Here is an 18,381-nt window from a genome sequence, read left to right as displayed (position 1 = left end):
TGAGCAGCGGGCGGAAGCAGTCGGCCGGGTTCTCCTCGCCCACCGGCACCCCCTCCGCCTCCACCCAGGCTTGCGCCCCGAACGGCGGCAGGCGCCGCGCCCCCACGCACCAGGTGGGCCACCGGCCGTGCAGGCGGCACAGCAGGACCGTGGCCAGGGACCGCGGCAGGCATCCCTCCCGCCCCGCGCACGCCAGGCTCACCGCGACCACGAGCCGCACCAGGATCCGGCGCGGCTACGGCACCGAGCGCGGATCGTGGACGACGACCTCCGGCGAACTCACGGCCGCCGACTGTGCGCTTTCAACCCTCGACGGGCTCCTCCACCAGGCCCGCAGCACGCAGCTCGCCGATCAGCTCCCGCACGTCCCCCTCCGCGCTGTAGGCGTCCACGTCGTACTCCGCGGTGAGCGCCCGGACGGCCTCGGCGGCGCTGCCGCCGTCCAGTAGCGTGCGGACGACGACGGCGGCCGTGGGATTGAGGGTGAAGTACCGGTCGTGCTCCTCGTCGAGCAGCGCGATCCCGTACTCGGTCTCGGTCGTGAACACACCCTCACGCAGCTTCAGCGTCATGACCTCTCCCTCGCGACTCGGCCTCGTCGGACTGAGGGCACAGAACCGGCCGAGGGGGCTGACCGGCCCCCGGCCCGCCCGGCAGCGTGCGCAGCCACATCTCGCACGCCACGGTCTGGTACAGCGCGTCGAACGGCAGCTCCGGCGGCAGCGGCCGGCGGCACACCTCGCGCAGCGCGTCCGCGTCCACCAGGCCCAGCCGGGCCAGCCGCGAGTCCTCGCACAGGGCGAGCAGTTCGGCGCGGTTGTCCCGCAGCCCGGCCGCCACCTCGTGGGACCCCTCGTCCTTGGTGGTCCGGGCCAGGCTCCCGCCGGGCACGACACCGCGCATCGCCTCGACGATCAGCGGCTTGTAGCGCCACGGGGTGATCCGGTCCCGCGGCCGTACGGCCAGGCCCGCCTCGATCACCCGGTCGTCGTAGTACGGGGCAGCGAGCGCGACCCCGAGCCGGGCGGCCATCTGGCCCAGCTGCCGGACCATGCGCGAGGTGCACGCCACGCCACACGGGCAGGCCCGCCACGGGGTGCAGCGCGGACGAGTTCAGCAGCCGGACCGCCAGCCGCTCCCGGTCGACGTCCGCGCCGGCCAGCCGGGCCAGGATGTCCGCCCGGTCCCCGGCCACCACCACGTCACGGGCCCTGACGTGGAACACCGGCCGCATGCCGGTGACGCTGCCCTGCACGCGCACGCGTCCGCCGACCGAGGCGGTCAGATGGAAACTCCCGGCCCAGGACCTGGCCGCCGCGTCGAGACCGGCGACCGTACGCAAACGTCGGGCCGACGCGGTGAGCCGGCCGGGGGAGAGGGCGTGCTCACCGAGCACCGCGATCCTGGCCCCGCCCGCCTCTCCGACGGCCAGGGCGTCCTCGGACCACCGTCCGAGCAGCCAGGGCCGCCCGGACGGATGACGTACCTCCCGCACCGCGGGGCTCCGCAGGGCGGCTGCCACCGGGCCTGCCGGGGCACAGTCGGGGAGAACGACGAACCAGCCCGGTAGGCCGCCGTCGGCGAGCTCGGCAAGGCCCATGATGATCTCTCACCGGATCTCAGGAACGGTGAACGTGGAATGCGGCGCACCCGAAACTACGTGTATCCAGACATGTCCAGGCTAGACATGGAGTGGCTGACTGCCCACTTTCGTTAAGGATTCAATTGTTGATGCCGGGAGTTGCGTAGGGCGCGACGGCCGACCGGTGTCGCGATCGCGCCGACTCCAGCCGACATCGAGGCCCTTGGGTGGAACCTGGGTCGTCCCGCCTACGCCGATTCGTTGAGCAGGCGCGCGAGGTGGTCGTGGCCCGCGCCCAGCAGGTCGGGGAGCGGGGCGGCGGCCTCGTACCACCGCTTCTCGTACTCCCAGCACAGCCAGCCGTCCCAGCCGTGCCGGGAGAGCACCTCCACGCACTCGGCGAGCGGCAGGACACCGGCGCCCAGCGGCAGCGGGGTCGTGTCGTCGGCGGAGGCGATGTCCTTGACCTGGACGTAGCCGAGGAAGGGGGAGAGGGCCGCGTAACTCTCGGAGGGCTGCTCGCCGCCGAGCCAGGTGTGCATGACGTCCCACAGCGAGCCGACGTGGCGGTGGCCGACCAGGCCCAGGACGCGGATCGCCTCGGCCCCGGTGCGGTGCGAGTCGTGGGTCTCCAGCAGGATGCGTACGCCTACGTCGGCGGCGTACTCGGCGGCTGTGCCCAGGCGCCGCGCGGCCGTCGCGTCGGCGTCCTCCGGCCTCTGGTCCGGGGCGCCGCCGGGGAACACCCGGATGTACGGGGCACCCAGATCCCGGGCCAGGTCGAGCAGCGCACGGATCTCGGCCAGCACGGGCTCGTCATCGCCCGGCGCGGCAACCCGGGCGTACCCGGCCAGCCCCAGGACCTCCACGCCCGCCGCCTTGAACCCGGCGGCCACATCGGCCCGTTCACCGGCACCGATACCGGGATGCACCGGTTCCTCGGGATGCGCACGCAATTCGACACCGTGGTACCCGTGCGCGTCAGCGAGCCGCAACACGTCGGACAGGGGCAGGCCGGGGACACCGAGGGTGGAGAACGCCAGCTTCATGGTCATGGACCCTACTAAGACTTGATCCGGGAGTCACCAAAGGTGAGCTGTGGACCGCACGCGGGGCGGGGTCCGGGCTTTCCGGCGTGGTCGCGCACGAGGCGCGGCTCATCCGGGGTCGCTCGGCCCTGCGGTCCGGCGGTTCGGTGACGTCCAGCACCCGTTGATGTGCACCGGCGGCCAGGTCGCCCGCGCCGTCCGTCTCGGGCCACGCTTTGCGGTCTGCTCGTGCCCCCGGAGCCCACTCATACGCCCGTCGCGCTCATGCCCCGCTCCGTCACTCCGGCACCCCCCGCAGCTCCAGCCTCCAGTCCTGCCCCACCAAGTCCTTGCCGAACGAGCGGTGAGGCTTCTCGCCGACCAGCACGAAACCGTGGCGCTGGTAGATGTGGCGGGCCGCGGTGAGCACGTCGTTGGTCCAGAGGACGAGGTCGCGGTATCCCACGCCGCGTGCGAAGTCGATGACCGCCCGGACCAGACGGTCGCCGATGCCGAGACCGCGTGCGTCGGGTTCGACGAGCAGCAGGCGGAGCCGCGCGGTGGCCGGTGCCTCGTCCCGTACGCACATCACGCACCCCACCGGCCGCCCGTCCAGCTCGGCGATCCACACCCGCTCCAGGTGCGGATCGTGATCCTCGGCGAAGTCCGCGACGATCCGGGCGACCAGCCCCTCGTAGTCGGCGTTCCAGCTGTACTCCGCGGCGTACAGCGCGGCGTTGCGCTGCACGATCCAGCCGAGGTCCCCCGGCCCCGGCTCGCGCAGCACGACGTCGTCGCGGCGCGGCCGGCGACCGTCGGACAGCAGCTTGCGGACGGTCTGCATGGCCTCGGCGAGCCGGGGCCGGTCGTCGGCCGGGACCTTGGACAGCAGCGAACCGACCGCGTCGTTCGACCGCTCCTCCAGCAGCGCGGAGGTCTCCCGGCCCCGCGCGGTGAGCGTGACGCGCCGCCGCCGCGGATCGTCCTTGGACGGCTCCCGCTCGACCAGCCCGTCCCGCTCGAACTTGTTCAGGATCCGGCTCAGATACCCGGCGTCCAGCGACAGCGCACCGCGCAGGTCGGCCGCGTCGGTGTGCGGGGAGTGCGCGAGCTCGTACAGGACGCGGCTCTCGGTGAGGGTGTACGGCGCGTACAGCTGGCGGCTGTAGTCGAGGGCGCCGATGACGTTCGTGTAGAAGCGGTTGAAGGCGCGGATCTCCTGGACGGTCATGGTCGTCGCCCCCGGTCTCGCTGATCTCTGACTCAGTCAGAGATATCCTCGGGTCGAGCGTAGACCGAAGGGGCGCCGCCCGTCCATGCCCATGCGGCGACGCCCCCACCGCTCACTGCGCCTCGCCGGCCGGCCGGTACACGCACACCTGCGCCCCGGTCTTCGCCGAGACCGCCGACACCAGCTCGAACGGCCGCTTCCCCCCGTCCCGCGGGAAGACCGACTTGCCGCCGCCGAGCATCACCGGCATGACGACGAGCTGGAGTTCGTCGACCAAGCCCTCGCTGAGCAGCGTGCGGACGAGGGTGGGGCTGCCCATCATCGCCAGGTCACCGCCCTCGGTGCCGCGCAGCTCGGGATCCGGGCGACGGCCCCGTCACCGGGATGCGCGTGGTGTTGTTCCAGGTCAGCTCGGCATCGGTGAGCGTGCTGGTGACGACGTACTTCTTCAGCGAGTTCATCCGGTCGGCTGGGGGTGCCCCCGCTTGCGGGGGAGGGTCCCCGGCCCGGCGGACCTGGCGACGGCCTGGGTCCTCGTGGCCCTCGCGCTGGCGGCCGTCGTGGGGGCGATCTGCTGGCTGACCGGCCGTGGGACGCCGGTCGCCGGCGGGGCGGCGGTGGCCGGTCCGGCGATGGAGATCCCCACGGGAGAGCGTTTCGTGTGGCTCTCCCGCGCGTCGAACGCCTGGCTCCACGCGCTCGCCGGCGCCGTCGGCCTGCTGGCGATCGGTGTCGCCCTGGCGGGGCTGGTGGGCCTGCTGGACGGCCGGACCGCATGGGTCGCCGCGCCGCTCGCCCTCGCCTCACTCGCGGGCCTCGGCTGCGCGTCCGTACGGGCACAGGTCGGTGAGCAGGGGCTCGAAGTGGGGCTCGAAGTGGGGCTCGGCCCGCTGGGCCGGCCGAGGCGGCGCCGGGCCGCCGCCGACATCGAGTCCGTGATGGTGCGCGGCGGCGAGTTCCTGGTCGTCCGTCCCCGCGGCGGCCGGGAGTTCGCCGTCAGCGTCGACGACGCCGGGCGCGGCGCGGCCCTGCTGAACTCCCTGGCCCAGCAGTCACGCTGATGAGCGGCCCCCGGCTGAGAGCCGAAGCCGGGGGCACCCCAACCACGTGGTCACAGGGCGTGCTCGACGAAACGTGCCGCCGTCTGCGCCAGCACCTCGCGCCCGTCCCGCGCCCACAACCCGTCGTTGAACAGCTCGACCTCGATGGCGCCGGTGTACCCGGCCGCCTCGACGTAGCCCTTCCACTCCCGCATGTCGATCGCGCCGTCGCCGATCTGGCCGCGCCCGGTGAGCACGCCCTCGGGCAACGGTGTTGTCCAGTCGGCGAGCTGGAAGGTGTGGATACGGTCGCCGGCGCCGGCCCGGGCGATCTGCTCGGGCGCCCGGTCGTCCCACCAGATGTGGTACGTGTCCACGGTCACGCCGACCTGCTGCGCCGGGAAGCGCTCGGCGAGGTCCAGCGCCTGGCCGAGGGTGGAGACCACGCACCGGTCGGAGGCGTACATCGGGTGCAGGGGCTCGATCGCCAGCCGTACGCCGTGCGACTCGGCGTACGGCCCCAGCTCCGCCAGCGCGTCCGCGATGCGCTCCCGCGCCCCGTGCAGGTCCTTCGAGCCCGCCGGCAGGCCGCCGGAGACCAGGACCAGCGTGTCGGTGCCCAGCGCCGCCGCCTCGTCGATCGCACGGCGGTTGTCGGCCAGCGCGCCGGCCCGCTCCTCCGGGTCGATCGCGGTGAAGAAGCCGCCCCGGCACAGGGTCGTCACGGTCAGGCCCGCGTCGCGGACCAGCTTGGCGGTCGCCTCCAGGCCGTACGACTGCACCGGTTCACGCCAGAGGCCGACGTTGCCGATGCCCAAGTCCCGGCAGGCGTCGACCAGTTCCGGCATCGACAGCTGCTTGACCGTCATCTGGTTGATGGAGAAACGTGAGAGGTCCGGATTGCTCACTGCTCCACCCCGTACAGCGACAGCAGGGTCTTCATGCGCTCCTCGGCGAGCTTCGGGTCCGGGAACAGGCCCAGGCCGTCGGCGAGTTCGTACGCCCGCGCGAAGTGCGGGAGCGAGCGGGCCGACTGCAGGCCGCCGACCATCGTGAAGTGCGACTGGTGACCCGCGAGCCAGGCGAGGAAGACCACGCCCGTCTTGTAGAAGCGCGTCGGCGTCTGGAAGAGGTGACGGGACAACTCGACCGTGGGGTCGAGGAGTTCGCGGAATCCGGCGACGTTGCCGGTGTCCAGGACCCGCACCGCCTGAGCCGCCAGCGGACCCAGCGGGTCGAAGATGCCCAGCAGCGCGTGGCTGAAGCCCTTCTCGTCGCCCGCGATCAGCTCGGGGTAGTTGAAGTCGTCGCCGGTGTAGCAGCGGACGCCCTGCGGCAGCCTGCGCCTCAGGTCGATCTCCCGCTGCGCGTCCAGCAGGGAGACCTTGATGCCGTCCACCTTGTCGGGGTGCGCGGCGATGACCTCCAAGAACACGTCGGTCGCCGCGTCCAGGTCGGCCGACCCCCAGTAGCCCTCCAGCGCCGGGTCGAACATCGGGCCCAGCCAGTGCAGGACCACCGGCTCGGCGGACTGGCGCAGCAGATGGCCGTAGATCTCCAGGTAGTCCTCGGGGCCGGAGGCGGCCGCCGCGAGCGCCCGGGACGCCATCAGGATCGCCTGCGCGCCGGACTGCTCGACGACGGCGAGCTGCTCCTCGTACGCCGCCCGCACCTCGGCGAGCGACCCGGCGGCGATCTGGTCGGTGCCGACCCCGCAGGCGATCCGCCCGCCGACGCTCCGCGCCTCGGCCGCGGACCGCCGGATCAGCTCCGCCGCCCCAGCCCAGTCCAGCCCCATCCCGCGCTGCGCGGTGTCCATGGCCTCGGCGACCCCGAGCCCGTGCGACCACAGATGGCGGCGGAAGGCGAGCGTCGCGTCCCAGTCGACGGCGGCGGGCGAGTCGGGCGTGACGTCCGCGTACGGATCGGCGACGACGTGCGCCGCGGAAAAGACCGTACGGGAGGTGAAGGGGGCGCCCGCGGCGAGGGAGAGGGGCTCCTGGCGGGACTCGTAGGTCCGCAACCCGCCTTCTGCGGAGGGAAGTCGAATGGTCACAGCGTGATCTCCGGTACGTCGAGACGGCGGCCCTCGGCCGAGGACCTCAGCCCCAGCTCGGCGAGCTGGACGCCGCGGGCGCCGGCCAGCAGGTCCCAGTGGTAGGAGGCGTCGGCGTAGACGTGCTTGAGGAACAGCTCCCACTGGGCCTTGAAGCCGTTGTCGAACTCGGCGTTGTCCGGCACCTCCTGCCACTGGTCACGGAAGACCTCGGTGGCGGGGATGTCCGGGTTCCAGACCGGCTTCGGGGTGGCGCTGCGGTGCTGGACGCGGCAGTTCCGCAGGCCCGCGACCGCGGAGCCCTCGGTGCCGTCCACCTGGAACTCGACCAGCTCGTCCCGGTTCACGCGCACCGCCCAGGAGGAGTTGATCTGCGCGATGGCGCCGCCGTCGAGCTCGAAGACGCCGTACGCGGCGTCGTCGGCGGTGGCGTCGTACGGCTTGCCGTTCTCGTCCCAGCGCTGCGGGATGTGGGTGGCGGTCAGGGCCTGCACCGACTTCACGCGGCCGAACAGCTCGTGCAGGACGTACTCCCAGTGCGGGAACATGTCGACGACGATGCCGCCGCCGTCCTCGGCGCGGTAGTTCCACGACGGGCGCTGGGCGGCCTGCCAGTCGCCCTCGAAGACCCAGTAGCCGAACTCGCCGCGCACGGACAGGATCCGGCCGAAGAAGCCCCCGTCGATCAGCCGCTTGAGCTTGAGCAGGCCGGGCAGGAAGAGCTTGTCCTGGACGACCCCGTGCTTGATGCCCGCCTCGCCGGCGAGCCGGGCGAGCTCGAGGGCGCCCTCCAGCCCCGTGGCCGTCGGCTTCTCGGTGTAGATGTGCTTGCCCGCCGCGATCGCCTTCTTGATCGCCTCCTCGCGGGCGGAGGTCACCTGGGCGTCGAAGTAGATGTCCACCGTCTCGTCGGCGAGGACCGCGTCCAGGTCCGTCGAGACGTGCTCCAGGCCGTGCTGATCGGCCAGTGCCCTGAGCGCGTGCTCACGGCGGCCGACCAGGATCGGCTCCGGCCACAGCACGGTGCCGTCGCCGAGGTCGAGGCCGCCCTGCTCGCGGAGGGCCAGGATGGAGCGGACGAGGTGCTGGCGATAGCCCATGCGCCCGGTCACGCCGTTCATGGCGATACGCACCGTCTTGCGTGTCACGTCATTCCCTTCATTGGCGCCACCGGCGCAACCGGCTCTGCCGTCGTCTCGTGGTGTCGTCGGTTTTACTGGTGACCGTTACAGCAAGCGCTTTCTATTCAAGGAGAAGCTAGCCTCTGAACCGCGGTCCGGACAAGACCGCGCCAGGGGCAAGTTGTTCGAGGGGGCGAACGAAAGGGGGTCGGGGCCGTAAGGTCTGCTCGAAACCATGGCCAAGGGCGGTAGGAACCCCTGGCCAAGGGGCTGTGGAACCGTGCCCATGGGCCTGTGTGTATATGAGTGCGGACGAGGATGGGTCCCATGAGGGGGGCGGACGACGAGATGGGCGACCGGAGGACGAGGACATGACGGTGACCCTGGCGGACGTGGCGGCCCGCGCGCAGGTCTCCCCCGCGACGGTGTCGCGCGTGCTGAACGGGAACTACCCGGTGGCAGCCTCCACCCGTGAGCGGGTGCTGAAGGCGGTCGACGAGCTCGACTACGTCCTGAACGGCCCCGCGAGCGCACTTGCGGCCGCCACGTCGGACCTGGTCGGAATCCTGGTCAACGACATCGCCGACCCCTTCTTCGGGATCATGGCGAGCGCGATCCAGGCCGAGATCGGCGGCCCCGGCGGCCGGGCGGGCGGCGAGAGACTCGCGGTCGTCTGCAACACGGGCGGCTCCCCGGAACGCGAGCTGACCTACCTGACCCTGCTCCAGCGGCAGCGGGCGGCGGCGGTGGTGCTGACCGGCGGCGCCATCGAGGACGTGGCGCACAAGACGGCGGTGGCCGCGAAGCTGCGCAAGCTCCAGGACGCCGGCACACGCGTGGTGCTGTGCGGGCGCCCGCCCGCACCGGAGACCGGGGCCATCGCCCTCACCTTCGACAACCGCGGCGGCGGCCGCGAACTCACCGAGCACCTCATCGGCCTCGGCCACCACCGCCTCGGCTACATCGCGGGCCCCGAGGAACGTACGACCACCCGCCACCGCCTGGAGGGCCACCGCGCCGCCCTCGCCGGCCACGGCATCGCGGAGGACCCCGCCTGGACGGTCCACGGCCGCTACGACCGCCAGTCCGGCTACGAGGCCACGCTGGAGTTGCTGCGGCGCGACCCGACGTTGACCGCCGTCGTGGCGGCGAACGACTCCGTCGCCCTGGGCGCCTGCGCCGCCCTCCGCGACTCCGGCCTCCGCATCCCCGAGGACGTCTCGGTCGCCGGCTTCGACGACCTCCCGTTCAGCGTCGACGCGGTGCCTTCGCTTACGACGGTCCGCCTCCCCCTCGCGGAGGCGGGGGCGCGGGCCGGCCGCATCGCGATGGGGCGCGAGGAGCCGCCGCCCGGGGGGATCGCCACGGTGCGGGGGGAGCTGATGGTACGGGGCTCGACTGGCGTGCCGAGGGCGTGAGGCTGCTGCTGGGGGCGCCCGGGACGCCCGCCCCCGCACACAACGGACTGACGGACCAGATCCACCCACCACCCGCAGGCCGCCGAACCCACCCTGCGTGCAGGCACGCGCCCGCGCCCGCCAACTCCGCGCAGCCCGGCAACCAGCCCTAGGTGTTCTGCCCCGGGAGGTTGTGGACGGCCGGGCACTGCGTCCACATGGGTGACGGCAGCGGCTCTGCCGGCTTCATGAACACCATGACGTTCATTCCGGGCTACCGCGACGGAAGCGGCCCCTACGGGGAAACGATCAAGTCGAAGATCGTCAACGACGACTGGATCGACAGCGGAGACGTGATCAACTCCGCTACGCAGCCCTGGTCCTCAACGATCACCCCACCTACGGCAAGCTGCAGGACAACGTGGGTGCCTTCGGCTACACCTTCGCCGAGAACGTCACCGACCACAGCGACGTCTACGACGCCGGCTACCCAGGCGAGGGCCACCAGCGCACCGACATTCTCTTCCGAGCACGACACGATGGCTGGGAACACGATCGACGCGGCCAACAGCATCAGCTGACCTGCAGCTCCATGAAGGCGGCCCCACACATGGCGTGCGGGGCCGCCTTCATGTGCCGCTCAGCCTGGCTCCGCGTCCTTGGCGAACTCTTTCGTCCACTCATGGATGATCTGCTGCTTGCTCATCTCGTCGACGTTCGGCGGTAGTTCCTTGCCGTCCTCCTCGAGCTCCTGCTGCCAGAGTTTGATGTAGTCTGCGCGGCTTTTCTCGGGCTCATGGTTGATCGTGACACCGGTGTCCTGGTTCCACGGCCCGTACGCTGCGGCGCCGGCTGCGGTGAGCGCAACGCCTGCCACACCTGCTGCGACCAGTAGTTTCTTCATACGGCGGAGGCTAGCGGAGTCGCCTCGGTCGCACGATGCGCCCACGCGGTAGGCCACTGCCCTGTTGGCCTCGACGCGGTCGGCCCACTCGGTGCCCCGGTGGGCGAAACGGACCGTGCCGGTGAGGACGTAGCGGCCGTGCGGAGCGTTCGCCAGATCCTTCAGCGGAGGGCTGGGAAGCACCGGGCTTCAAGCAGGACGGGTACGACTACCGCGCGGTGACCATCGTGCCGCGGCCCCCTGACCAGGCGTGATTCCAGGGAGCACGGCGGTTCGGAAAGATCGCGCAAGAAATCTCCAGGGGCCGTGCAACCCTTCCCCCACCCCGCGGGTCGTACTTGGCATCAGAACTTCTGGGAGGGGGACCTGGGGGGACCGCGGGAGTTCTGATGGGGAGGGACACGCCGAGGGGGCCCGATCGACGGATCGGGCCCCCTCGAAGGCGTTCCGGAGCCCGGAGAGCCTCAGCCGCTCAGAAGAACACCCCGCACCGCAGCAGCACATTCGCATACGGCCGCGCCTCGCCCGTCCGTACGACGAGCCGCGCACCCCCCGACAGCTCCTTCAGGCGTTCGTGCGGGACCAAGGCCAGGTCGGGCAAGCACCCCTCCAGCAGCCCAGCAGCCGCCGGATTGGCCTCACGCACCTCGCTCGCCGCCGTCGCGCCCTCCACGACCAGCTCGGTCAGCAGGCCGTCCAGGACCTCGGCGAAGGACGGCACCCCGGCCCGGAAGGCCAGGTCGACGACGCGCGGACCGTCGGGTACGGGCATGCCCGCGTCGCACACCAGGACGCCGTCACCGTGGCCCAGTTCGGCCAGGGCGCCGGAGAGGTGGCGGTTGAGGATTCCGGTCCTTTTCACGAGCCCAGAACCTCCGAGGCCGTCGGGAAGGAATCCTGCGCGCCGTTCCGCGTGACCGTCACCGCCCCCACCCTCGCCGCGTACGCCGCCGCCTCCGCCAGCGACTCGCCCGCTCCCAGGCGGAACGCCAGCGCCGCGGTGAACGCGTCGCCCGCGCCCGTGGTGTCCACGGCGTCCACCTTCCCGGACGGGATGCGGGAGACTCCCTCGGGAGAGGCGACCAGGGCACCTTCCGCGCCCAGGGTCACCACCACCGAGCCCGGGCCCTTGGCCAGCAGGATGCGGGCCCAGTCCTCGGGGGTGTCCCCGACCGCCGCCTCGCCCAGGATCACCTTCGCCTCGTGCTCGTTGACGATCAACGGGTCGCAGGCGGCGAGCACCTCCGGCGGGAGCGGGCGCGGCGGGGAGGGGTTCAGGACGAACCTGCTGTCCGGGGCCAGGTTCCGTACGACCTCCTCGACCGTCTCCAGCGGGATCTCCAGCTGGGTGGAGACGACCCGGGAGGCGTGGAAGAGGCACCCGGCCGCGCGCACGTCCTGCGGGGTCAGCCGGCCGTTCGCGCCCGGCGAGACGACGATGCTGTTGTCCCCGGACGGGTCCACCGTGATCAGTGCGACGCCGGTCGGTGCGCCGCCGACCAGGACGCCCACCGTGTCGACGCCGGCCGCGCGCTGCGAGTCCAGCAGCAGCCTGCCGTACGAGTCGTCGCCGACCCGCGCCAGCAGGACCGTACGCGCCCCGAGCCGGGCGGCCGCGACCGCCTGGTTGGCGCCTTTGCCGCCCGGGTGCACGGCCAGGTCGGAGCCGAGCACGGTCTCACCGGCGCCCGGCCGGCGCTCGACGCCGATCACCAGGTCGGCGTTGGCCGACCCTACGACCAGCAGGTCGTAGTCGTCCATGAAATGTCTCCCTGTGGGGGTGAGTTGGGGCGTCAGCCGCCGAAACCGGCCGCGTTCTCCTTCGTGACCACCTTCACCGGCACCTTGACCATCTCGTCGGTCTTCTTTCCCTCGGCCGCCCGCAGCGCGTTGTCCACCGCGATCCTGCCGAGTTCCTTCGGCTGCTGTGCGACGGACGCATACAGCGTGCCCGCCTCGACCGCCTTCAGCCCGTCCGGCGTGCCGTCGAAGCCGACGACCTGGACCGACTTCCCGGCCTTGGAGCCCAGCGCCTTGATCGCGCCGAGCGCCATCTCGTCGTTCTCGGCGAAGACGCCGTTGACGTCGGGGTGGGCCTGGAGGAGGTTCGTCATCACGTCGAGGCCCTTGGTGCGGTCGAAGTCCGCCGGCTGCCTGGCCACGACCTTGATGCCCGGGTACTCCTTCAGCCCGGCCGCGAAGCCCGCGCCGCGCTCCCGGCTGGCGGACGTACCGGCCTGGCCCTGCAGGATCACGATCGTGCCCCGGCCGCCCAGCTTCTCCGCCAGCGCCTTGGCGCCGAGCTTGCCGCCCTCGACGTTGTCGGAGGCGACCAGCGCGGCCGTGTCGGCCTTGTTGACGCCACGGTCCACGGCTACGACCGGGATGTCCGCCTTGTTCGCGGCCCGCACCGACGGGCCCGCCGCGTCGGAGTCCACCGGGTTGACGATGATCGAGCCGAGGCCCTCGCTGGTGAAGTTCTGCAGCTGGTTGGCCTGCTGCGAGGCGTCGTTCTGCGCGTCCGTGACCGTCAGGTCCACGCCCAGCTTCTTCGCCTCCGCCTCGGCGCCCGCCCGGATCTGCACGAAGAACGGGTTGTTGAGCGTCGACAGGGACAGGCCGACCTTCTGGGTCTTCGCCGCCGACGAACCGCCGTGCAGGAAGGACATCGCCCCGACGATCGCCGCCGCGACCACGGCCGCGACGAGGTACGTCGCCGCCTGCCTGCCCTTTCCACCGCTGGAAGCACCGGCGGCGACGGGAGTGGCCCCCGCCTTGCGCCGCACCGTGTCCAGCAGCACCGCCAGCGCGATCACGACGCCGATGACGACCTGCTGCCAGAAGGCCGACACCGACAGCAGGTTCAGGCCGTTGCGCAGCACCGCCAGGATCAGCGCGCCGATCAGCGTCCCGGACGCCTTGCCCGTGCCACCCGCCAGCGAGGCGCCGCCGATGACGACCGCGGCGATCGCGTCCAGCTCGTAGCCCTGCGCGGCCTGCGGCTGCGCCGACGACAGGCGCGAGGCCAGCACGATGCCGGCCGCCGCTGCGAACAGGCCGGACAGCGCGTAGATGACGAGCTTCTGCCGCTTCACGCGCAGACCCGACAGCCGGGCCGCTTCCTCGTTGCCGCCGATGGCGTACATCGAGCGGCCGATGTACGTCCGGCCGAGCACGAACGCCGTGATCAGGCCCATGACGACCATCACGAGCACCGGCACCGGCAGCCAGCCGCCGAGCGTGTCGCCCAGGTGCGAGACCGAGTCGGGGAAGGCGATGGGGGAGCCCTGCGAGATCACCAGCGACAGGCCGCGGCCCACCGACAGCATGGCCAGCGTCGCGATGAACGGCGGCAGTTTGCCGTACGAGATCAGGATGCCGTTGACCAGGCCGCACGCGATGCCGGTCGCGATCGCCAGGAGGACGGCTATGACGACCGGGACGCCGTCCGAGGTCGCGCTCCAGGCGAGGACGGTGGCCGACAGGGCGGCGACCGAGCCGACCGACAGGTCGATGCCCGCCGAGACGATCACGAAGGTGACGCCGAAGGCGAGGATGGCGGTCACCGCGGCCTGGACACCGACGTTCAGCAGGTTGTCGGCCGTCAGGAAGTCGCCGGACAGTGCCGACATGGCGATGACGAGGACGATCAGCGCGGTGAGGGCGCCGTTGTCGAGCAGGAGGCGGCGCAGGCCGCCCGAGGCGCCACCCGCGCCCGCGGTGCTCTTGAGCGTGTCAGTGGCCACGGGGGGCCTCCAAATCCGTAGTGGGGTTGCTGACGGCGAGCGCCATGACGGCGTCCTGCGTGGCCTCGTCGGCGGCGAGTTCGCCCGCGATCCGGCCCTGGGCCATCACCAGCACCCGGTCGCTCATGCCGAGCACCTCGGGCAGGTCGCTGGAGATCATCAGGACGGCGGCGCCCTGCGCCGTGAGTTCGTTGATGAGCTGGTAGATCTCGACCTTGGCGCCGACGTCGATGCCGCGCGTCGGCTCGTCGAGGATGAGGACCTTGGTGTCGGCGAGCAGCCACTTGCCGATGACGACCTTCTGCTGGTTGCCGCCGGACAGGGTGCGCACGTGCTGGCCGAGGCCCGCCATCCGCACGCCGAGCTGCTCCGCGATCCGCGCGGCCGACGCCCGCTGCCCCCTGAGGTCGACGAGCCCCGCGCGCGTGGCCGACCGCAGGGTCACCAGGCCGAGGTTCTCCGCCACGGAGGCGTCCAGCACCAGCCCCTGGCCCTTGCGGTCCTCGGGGACCAGTCCGATCCCGGCCTGCAGGGCGGCGTTCACGTCGTGCCGGCGCAGCCGCGCGCCCGCGACCTGCACGGCTCCCCTGTCGTACGGATCCGCCCCGAACACGGCCCGGACGACCTCCGTACGGCCGGCGCCGACCAGCCCCGCGATGCCGACGACCTCGCCGGCGTGTACCTCGAAGCCGACGTCGTGGAAGACGCCGTCCCGGGTCAGCCCCTCGACCTTGAGCAACGCCTCGCCGGTGCCGGGGCGTTCGCGCGGGTACTGCTGCTCGATCGAGCGGCCCACCATGAGCCGTACGAGCTCGTCCTCGGGTGTCGACGCCGGTACCTGTCCGACGCTCTTTCCGTCCCGGATGACCGTGACCCGGTCTCCCAGGGCGGTGATCTCCTCCAGGTGGTGCGTGATGAAGACGATCCCGACGCCGTCCTCGCGCAGCCTGCGCACGATGGCGAAGAGCCTGTCGACCTCCTCGGAGGTCAGCACGGCGGTCGGTTCGTCCATGATCAGCACGCGCGTGTCGAGGCTGAGGGCCTTGGCGATCTCGACCATCTGGAGCCGTGCGATGCCGAGTTCCCGCACACGCGCGCGCGGGGACACATGCACGCCGACCCGCTCCAGCAGGACGGCGGCGTCCGCCTCCATCCTCTTCCGGTCGATCATCCCGAAGCGGCGCGGCTGCCGCCCCAGGAAGATGTTCTCGGCGACCGTCAGATCGGGAACGAGGTTGAACTCCTGGTAGATGGTGGCGATCCCGAGGCGCTCGGAGTCCTGCGCACCATGGATGCGCACCTCCTCGCCGCCGACCAGGATCCGCCCGGCGTCGGGCGTGTAGGCGCCGGAGAGCATCTTGATGAGCGTGCTCTTGCCCGCGCCGTTCTCGCCGAGCAGCACGTGCACCTCGCCACGGCGCAGGTCGAAGTCGACGCCGTCGAGCGCGACCACGCCGGGGAAGGTCTTGCGGATGCCTTCGATGCGCAGCAACTCGTCCGCGTTGCTCACGACGTACTCCTTTGTACGGAGGGGGACTCGCCGCACGAGCGGCGTACGACGAGACGGGCAGTGAGGGTGAGGGACTCGGGGGGCCGCCCCTCGATGCGGTCGACCAGGGCTCGTACGGCGGCCCTGCCCAGCTCGCCCGTCGGCTGGGCGACGGCGGTGACCGGGGGATCGGTGTGCACGAACCACGGGATGTCGTCGAACGCGGCCAGCGCGAGGTCGTCCGGCACGCGCAGCCCGCGCGCGCGTACGGCGTCCAGCGCACCGAGCGCCATCAGGTTGTCGGCCGCGAACACGACCTCGGGCGGCTCGGGCAGGTCGAGGAAGCCGTCGGTAACCCGCCGGCCGCTCTCGGCCTGGAAGTCGCCGTGCCCTGTGTAGGCGTCGGGGAGTTCGAGGCCGTACGCGCCGAGCGCCTCCCGGAAGGCCTCCACGCGCTCCCGGCCGGTCGTGGTCGCCGCGGGCCCCGCGATGATGGCGAGCCGCCGGTGTCCGAGCCCGTGCAGATGCGCCACGAGATCCCGTACGGCCGCCCGCCCGTCCGCCCGGATCACCGGCACGTCCACGCCCGGGATCCACCGGTCGACGAACACCATCGGCGTGCCCGCGCGCGCGGCGTCCAGCATCAGCGGCGAGCCGCCGTCGGTGGGGGAGACTAGCAGGCCGTCGATGCGGCGGTCCAGCAAGTTCCGTACGTGGTGGTCCTGGAGGTCGGGCCGCTCGTCGGCGTTGCCGATGATGACGCTGTAGCCGAGGGCGCGGGCCTCCTCCTCGACCGCGCGGGCCAGTTCGGTGAAGTAGGGGTTCATCACGTCGCTGATGACCAGGCCGAGGGTGTGGGTCTGGTCGGTACGCAGGGAGCGGGCGACGGCGTTCGGGCGGTAGCCCAGCGTCTCCACGGCGGCCAGCACGCGCGTGCGTGCGTCCGTGCTGACCGACGGGTGGCCGTTCAGCACGCGCGACACCGTGGCGACGGAGACGCCTGCCTCGGCGGCGACGTCCTTGATGCCCGCCATCGACGCTCCACCTCCTCGTGGAATCGATTACACATCTGGGACAACGAGGATTGGAATCGATTACACGCCGATCTGGCAACCCCGGTGGGCCCGTCTTGACCGGATCGTGACCCACCCGGTGGCCCGGTGCGGTGCCCTCAGCGTCGCAGGCTGTAGCTGACCAGCGACGCTCCCGCCGCCGAACCGAACGCCGGGACGAGGAACTGCACGAACGCCTCCCAGCCCCACACGATCCCGGCGCAGGCCGCCGTGATGTTGACGGCCAGGGCCACGATCCACATGGCGACACTCTGGGCCTGGGGTGACATCATTCCTCGCCGTTTTCCTGAGGTGTTTTTCCGAGCTGTTTTTCTGAGCCTTTTCTTGCGGGAGGCTTCTGCCCGCGGGGGCGATTTCTAAATGGCGTACTGCCAGACCGTGAGCATGTAGGCGCCGTACCAGCAGCCGAAAAGCGAGGCCACGGCCAGAGTGACGATCGCGGTGGTGGTCCGTACGCGGGCGAGGGCACGGGCGGCGGGAATGAGGAAGACCAGCGCGGGTATCACCAGGCGCAGTTTGGAGTGGTAGTAATTGCTCTGCCCGAGCGTGGTGATGAGGATGACCGTGCCGTAGACCGCCAGCGGCGGCCAGGTCTTGCCGTACCAGGCGAGCGCGGTGGCGGCGACGAGGGCGAGGACCAGTACGGCCGTGCTGACGGCGACCCAGCCGCCGCCCTGCCTGACGGTCTCGACGAGGAAGCGGGTGAAGGCGGCGCCGTTGTCCCAGCGGGTGCCCCAGCCCGCCTCCTGGATCCGGAACCAGGCGTCGGCCTGCCCGGTGCGCACCCCCACCCAGATCAGGTACGCGGGCGTGCCGCAGTAGGACAGCAGCAGGGCGGTCAGCGGGCGCCAGGTGACGCGGCACTCCCGGCGCATGTGCAGCAGGACGGCGACGCCCAGGGCCACGATCAGGGCGACGGCGACGGGCCGGGTAAGACCGGCGAGCAGCGTGAGCACGCCCGCCGTCATCCAGGCCTTGCGGTGGATCGCCAGCAGGGCGCCGGCCGCAAGGGCGAGGAACAGGGACTCGCTGTAGGCCATGAGGAAGACCAGCGCCATCGGCTGGGCGCAGGCCACCAGGACGGTCGCGATGTGCGCGGTGCGCCGGTCGTACAGGCGCAGCATGAGCCGGTGGACGCATATGAGCGCGGCTGTCAGGGCGAGGTGGGAGGCGACGAGCCCGGCGGTCTCGTAGCTGAGCCCGGTCACGGTGTGCACGGCCCGGATGGTGAACGGGTAGGCCGGGAAGAACGCCAGGTTGCTGCCGCTGAGCCCGTCCGCGGTGAAGGAGAAGTCCCGGGCGTAGCCGTGCTGGGCGACGTCCAGGAACCACTGGGCGTCCCAGGTCAGTAGCCGGTCGCGGACCCCCGGGCCGTTCGGCGGGTTCATCGCGGCCAGCGTCACGAGGTGCAGCAGGAGCGATGCCGCGTAGACGCCGAGGGGGAAGCGCACGGCGCGGGCGAGGTGGTGCAGCTGTTTCCGGTACGGCAGCGCCGGCGGCGCAGCGTCGGACGGTTCGGTGCGCGGGGCCGGATCAGGGGGTGTCGGGCCGGCGGCAGGGGGCGGGGCCGCGCCTTCGGCCGGCTTGTCGCGCTGGTCGGGAATGTTCTGTTGGGCGAGGCAGGGATGTGACGGCATGTGGGGGGTTCACATTTCTTGCTTCGATATGTGCAGGTCCGGCGCTTTCGTTTTCCCGGGCAGGCGGGTGTCAGCCC

The 18,381-nt window shown here is 71.6% G+C and carries 17 protein-coding genes and 3 pseudogenes; 2 read left to right on the top strand and 18 right to left on the bottom strand.

What is annotated here, in order from left to right; translation table 11 throughout:
• Positions 1-7 precede the first annotated feature (7 nt).
• The 6 genes and pseudogenes from H8R17_RS09485 to H8R17_RS09460 form a co-directional block, all read right to left on the bottom strand.
• A pseudogene (locus H8R17_RS09485) lies at positions 8-220 on the bottom strand (lasso peptide biosynthesis B2 protein); the annotation flags it as partial.
• A gap of 82 nt (positions 221-302) precedes the next feature.
• On the bottom strand, positions 303-572 hold the full coding sequence (locus H8R17_RS09480; RefSeq protein WP_187822701.1) for a lasso peptide biosynthesis PqqD family chaperone: 270 nt from the start codon (positions 570-572) through the stop codon (positions 303-305).
• Positions 573-654: 82 nt separating this feature from the next.
• Positions 655-1,600: pseudogene (locus tag H8R17_RS09475) on the bottom strand (asparagine synthase-related protein); the annotation flags it as partial.
• A gap of 230 nt (positions 1,601-1,830) precedes the next feature.
• Positions 1,831-2,631, bottom strand: a complete 801-nt coding sequence (locus H8R17_RS09470; protein WP_187822771.1) for a sugar phosphate isomerase/epimerase — start codon at positions 2,629-2,631, stop codon at positions 1,831-1,833.
• Positions 2,632-2,908: 277 nt separating this feature from the next.
• Entirely contained in the window at positions 2,909-3,841 is a 933-nt protein-coding gene (locus tag H8R17_RS09465; RefSeq protein ID WP_187822700.1) for a helix-turn-helix domain-containing GNAT family N-acetyltransferase, read from the bottom strand.
• 112 nt (positions 3,842-3,953) lie between these two features.
• Positions 3,954-4,347: pseudogene (locus tag H8R17_RS09460) on the bottom strand (dihydrofolate reductase family protein); the annotation flags it as partial.
• Between H8R17_RS09460 and H8R17_RS09455 the strand changes: the two are divergent.
• The gene (locus H8R17_RS09455; RefSeq protein WP_187822699.1) at positions 4,327-4,902 is read left to right on the top strand and encodes a hypothetical protein; all 576 of its coding nucleotides are present in this window, start codon (positions 4,327-4,329) and stop codon (positions 4,900-4,902) included. The pseudogene H8R17_RS09460 and the gene H8R17_RS09455 sit on opposite strands and share 21 nt — an antisense overlap.
• Before the next feature lie 50 nt (positions 4,903-4,952).
• Here H8R17_RS09455 and H8R17_RS09450 read toward each other — a convergent pair whose 3' ends face one another.
• Genes H8R17_RS09450 through H8R17_RS09440 form a run of 3 tightly spaced genes read right to left on the bottom strand, consistent with a single transcriptional unit; the run spans position 4,953 to position 8,085 of the window.
• Positions 4,953-5,750, bottom strand: a complete 798-nt coding sequence (locus H8R17_RS09450) for a sugar phosphate isomerase/epimerase family protein (protein ID WP_223124843.1) — start codon at positions 5,748-5,750, stop codon at positions 4,953-4,955.
• A gap of 35 nt (positions 5,751-5,785) precedes the next feature.
• Positions 5,786-6,937, bottom strand: coding sequence for a dihydrodipicolinate synthase family protein (locus tag H8R17_RS09445; protein WP_187822697.1), 1,152 nt, complete (start codon positions 6,935-6,937; stop codon positions 5,786-5,788).
• The gene (locus H8R17_RS09440; RefSeq protein WP_187822696.1) at positions 6,934-8,085 is read right to left on the bottom strand and encodes a Gfo/Idh/MocA family protein; all 1,152 of its coding nucleotides are present in this window, start codon (positions 8,083-8,085) and stop codon (positions 6,934-6,936) included. Before H8R17_RS09440 ends, H8R17_RS09445 begins: the two co-directional genes overlap by 4 nt.
• Positions 8,086-8,429: 344 nt before the next feature.
• On the opposite strand from H8R17_RS09440, the gene H8R17_RS09435 reads away from it, so the two are divergent.
• On the top strand, positions 8,430-9,476 hold the full coding sequence (locus H8R17_RS09435; RefSeq protein WP_187822695.1) for a LacI family DNA-binding transcriptional regulator: 1,047 nt from the start codon (positions 8,430-8,432) through the stop codon (positions 9,474-9,476).
• A 274-nt stretch (positions 9,477-9,750) separates the two neighbouring features.
• Here H8R17_RS09435 and H8R17_RS09430 read toward each other — a convergent pair whose 3' ends face one another.
• From H8R17_RS09430 to H8R17_RS09390, 9 genes are all read right to left on the bottom strand, one after another.
• Complete coding sequence (locus H8R17_RS09430; RefSeq protein WP_187822694.1) at positions 9,751-10,029, bottom strand: hypothetical protein; 279 nt, start codon at positions 10,027-10,029, stop codon at positions 9,751-9,753.
• Positions 10,030-10,095: 66 nt separating this feature from the next.
• Positions 10,096-10,359: a hypothetical protein gene (locus H8R17_RS09425; protein ID WP_187822693.1), complete on the bottom strand. Its 264-nt coding sequence runs from the start codon at positions 10,357-10,359 to the stop codon at positions 10,096-10,098.
• A gap of 472 nt (positions 10,360-10,831) precedes the next feature.
• A complete protein-coding gene (gene rbsD / locus H8R17_RS09420) occupies positions 10,832-11,221 on the bottom strand; it encodes a D-ribose pyranase (protein ID WP_187822692.1) in 390 nt (129 codons plus the stop codon).
• A complete protein-coding gene (locus tag H8R17_RS09415; RefSeq protein ID WP_187822691.1) occupies positions 11,218-12,120 on the bottom strand; it encodes a ribokinase in 903 nt (300 codons plus the stop codon). Before H8R17_RS09415 ends, rbsD begins: the two co-directional genes overlap by 4 nt.
• Before the next feature lie 32 nt (positions 12,121-12,152).
• Positions 12,153-14,105, bottom strand: a complete 1,953-nt coding sequence (locus tag H8R17_RS09410) for a substrate-binding domain-containing protein (protein WP_187822690.1) — start codon at positions 14,103-14,105, stop codon at positions 12,153-12,155.
• On the bottom strand, positions 14,095-15,615 hold the full coding sequence (locus H8R17_RS09405) for a sugar ABC transporter ATP-binding protein (RefSeq protein ID WP_187822689.1): 1,521 nt from the start codon (positions 15,613-15,615) through the stop codon (positions 14,095-14,097). The genes H8R17_RS09410 and H8R17_RS09405 overlap by 11 nt, the downstream gene beginning before the upstream one ends.
• Positions 15,612-16,628, bottom strand: a complete 1,017-nt coding sequence (locus H8R17_RS09400; protein ID WP_187822688.1) for a LacI family DNA-binding transcriptional regulator — start codon at positions 16,626-16,628, stop codon at positions 15,612-15,614. Before H8R17_RS09400 ends, H8R17_RS09405 begins: the two co-directional genes overlap by 4 nt.
• Before the next feature lie 137 nt (positions 16,629-16,765).
• Positions 16,766-16,939: a hypothetical protein gene (locus H8R17_RS09395; RefSeq protein ID WP_187822687.1), complete on the bottom strand. Its 174-nt coding sequence runs from the start codon at positions 16,937-16,939 to the stop codon at positions 16,766-16,768.
• 84 nt (positions 16,940-17,023) lie between these two features.
• A complete protein-coding gene (locus tag H8R17_RS09390; RefSeq protein WP_187822686.1) occupies positions 17,024-18,304 on the bottom strand; it encodes a mannosyltransferase family protein in 1,281 nt (426 codons plus the stop codon).
• Positions 18,305-18,381 lie beyond the last annotated feature (77 nt).

The organism is Streptomyces sp. TRM68367, assembly GCF_014495685.1.
Classification (GTDB): Bacteria; Actinomycetota; Actinomycetes; order Streptomycetales; family Streptomycetaceae; genus Streptomyces.
The sequence above is the reverse complement of the archived record's forward strand: the minus strand, read 5'-3'. Positions and strand labels throughout refer to the sequence as shown.